Annotated in this window: 1 protein-coding gene and 1 pseudogene; both read right to left on the reverse strand. The window is 65.4% G+C overall.

All coding sequences use genetic code 11. The features are described from left to right. Positions 1 to 1,395, reverse strand: a 1,395-nt coding sequence (gene treY, locus VFA16_RS12525; RefSeq protein WP_324968120.1) for a malto-oligosyltrehalose synthase, incomplete at its 3' end; no start/stop codon positions are given. A 3-nt stretch (positions 1,396 to 1,398) separates the two neighbouring features. Next, a pseudogene (locus VFA16_RS12530) lies at positions 1,399 to 2,465 on the reverse strand (glycogen debranching enzyme); the annotation flags it as partial.

Below are 2,465 nucleotides of genomic sequence, written 5' to 3' on the forward strand. Positions count from 1 at the left end.
GCTTTGGTGGAACTCTGCCGCGCCGACACCGAACCGCTGCGGCTCACCGCCCACCTCGTTCAGCGACACCAGCCGGGCGTCACGGTAGAACAGGCAGTCCTCGACGGCCTTGGCCGTCACCGCGCCGCACAGTTGTTGCAGGCGCGCCGCCGCCTCGCCGCCTTCGGCTACAGCAGCGGAGAGGATCTGGAGCGGCGGGCCCAATTCCGGTGTCGCGGCCTCGGTTTCGGCCAGCGCCCTGGGCAGTGTCGCGGCCAGCCCCGGATAGTCGCAGCGGTAGACGTCGATGTAGCCCAGCAGCGCGGCCACCGCCTCGGGTAGGCGCGGATGATCGGCCCCTGCGGTCGCCACGATGCAGCGGCGGAGCCTGGCCAGTTCGCTGGCCAGAGTGTCGGTGGCCACGGTGGCCTTGGCGTCCCGCAGCCGCGCAGGCATCTGCTGATAGTTCCCACCAGCGGAGTCGAACAGCGCCGTCAGCGCTGCGGCGCCGGACGGGTCGACGAAAACCCCGCCGACTTCCCGCAGTACGTCGTAGCCGGTGGTGCCGGCCACCGGCAGCGTCGGCTCCAGCGCCTCGTCGACTGCCAGGATCTTCTCGATCACAATCCAGGCATCCGGACCGACCAGTTCCCGCAGCCAGCCCAGATATCCCGCCGGATTGGTCAGCCCGTCGGGGTGATCGATGCGCACACCGTCAACAAGGTTCTCCGCGAACCAGCGGGCGACTTCGGCATGCCACGCGTCGAACACCGCATGATCTTCCTGGCGCAGCCCGGCCAGCGAAGTGATCGAAAAAAAGCGGCGGTAACCGCAGATGCCGTTTCGCCATCCCACCAGCCGGTAGTGCTGGCGCTCGTGGACTTCTACTCCGGTCCCCTCACCGGTGCCCGGTGCGATGGGCAACGCCAGGTCTCCGAGCCGCAGCCGGTCGCCGTCGACTTTCAGATCCGCGATGTCGTCGTCGGAACCCAATAGCGGCAAGATGATTCGGCCATCACCGAGACCCCAGTCGATATCGAAGAACCCCGCGTAGCGCGATGACCGGCCATGGGTCAGCACGTCCCACCACCACGGGTTCTGCTCCGGCTTGTCGATTCCGACGTGGTTGGGCACGATGTCGACCACCAGTCCCATCCCGCGCGCACGCGCCGAGGCCGAGAGCCGCGCCAAACCGTCGGCACCGCCGAGCTCGGCCGACACTGTTGTCGGATCGGCGACGTCGTAGCCGTGCGGCGACCCGTGCACCGCGGTCATGACGGGGGAGAGGTAGACATGCGATATCCCGAGCTCGTCGAGATAGTCCAACAGCGCCTCGGCGTCGGCGAAGGTGAACCCGAAGCCGCTGTCGGGCCCGCGCAGCTGTAACCGGTAGGTGGACAGTACCGGAAAAGCCATGCGTTACAGGGTCTTCCGGAATATCAGCAATGACCGTCCCGGAAGCGCGATCTTCTCGCCGGCCTTCATGACCCGCTCGGTTGTTCCGGTGGGTTCCGTGGTGTCCAGTTCGGCGGTCCATTCCTGGCCGTAGTCGCCGTCGGGAATGACGAAGTCCACCGCATCTTCGTGGGCGTTGAAACACAACAGGAACGAGTCGTCGACCACGCGTTCACCGCGTGCATTCGGTTCGCGGATTGCATTGCCATTCAAAAACACTGCGACGCACTTGTCGAAACCGCTGTCCCAGTCCTCCTGTGTCATTTCCCGACCCGTCGGGGTCAACCAGGCGATGTCGCCCACTTCGTCGCCGCGCCGCATGGGCCGGCCTTCGAAAAAGCGGCGGCGGCGAAACACCGGATGATCTTTGCGCAGCTCAGCCGCCTTGCGGGCGAAGGCCAGCAGATCGGCGTTCTTCTCGGCCAGCGACCAGTCCATCCAGGACAGCTCGGAGTCCTGGCAGTAGACGTTGTTGTTGCCCTGCTGAGTGCGGCCGAATTCGTCGCCGTGCGCAATCATCGGGGTGCCCTGGCTGACCATCAGCGTGGCCAGGATGTTGCGCATCTGGCGGGCACGCAGGGCCAGTACATCGGGATCGTCCGTTGGGCCTTCGACGCCGCAGTTCCACGACCGGTTGTAACTTTCGCCGTCCTGGTTGTTCTCGCCGTTGGCCTCGTTGTGCTTCTCGTTGTAGGACACCAGGTCGTTGAGAGTGAAGCCGTCGTGGGCGACAACGAAGTTGATGCTGGCGCTTGGCCGCCGGCCCGTCGCCTCGTAGAGGTCCGACGATCCGGTCAGCCGGGAGGCGAATTCGCCCAAAGTCGCGGGCTCACCCCGCCAGTAATCGCGCACGGTGTCCCGGTATTTCCCATTCCATTCGGTCCACAAACCCGGGAAGTTGCCGACCTGGTAGCCGCCTTCGCCGACATCCCACGGCTCGGCGATCAACTTGACTTGGCTGACCACCGGGTCTTGCTGCACCAGATCGAAAAACGCGCTCAATCGGTCGACGTCGTAGAACTCGCGGGCGA

This window comes from Mycobacterium sp. (genome assembly GCF_035653355.1).
GTDB lineage: Bacteria > Actinomycetota > Actinomycetes > Mycobacteriales > Mycobacteriaceae > Mycobacterium.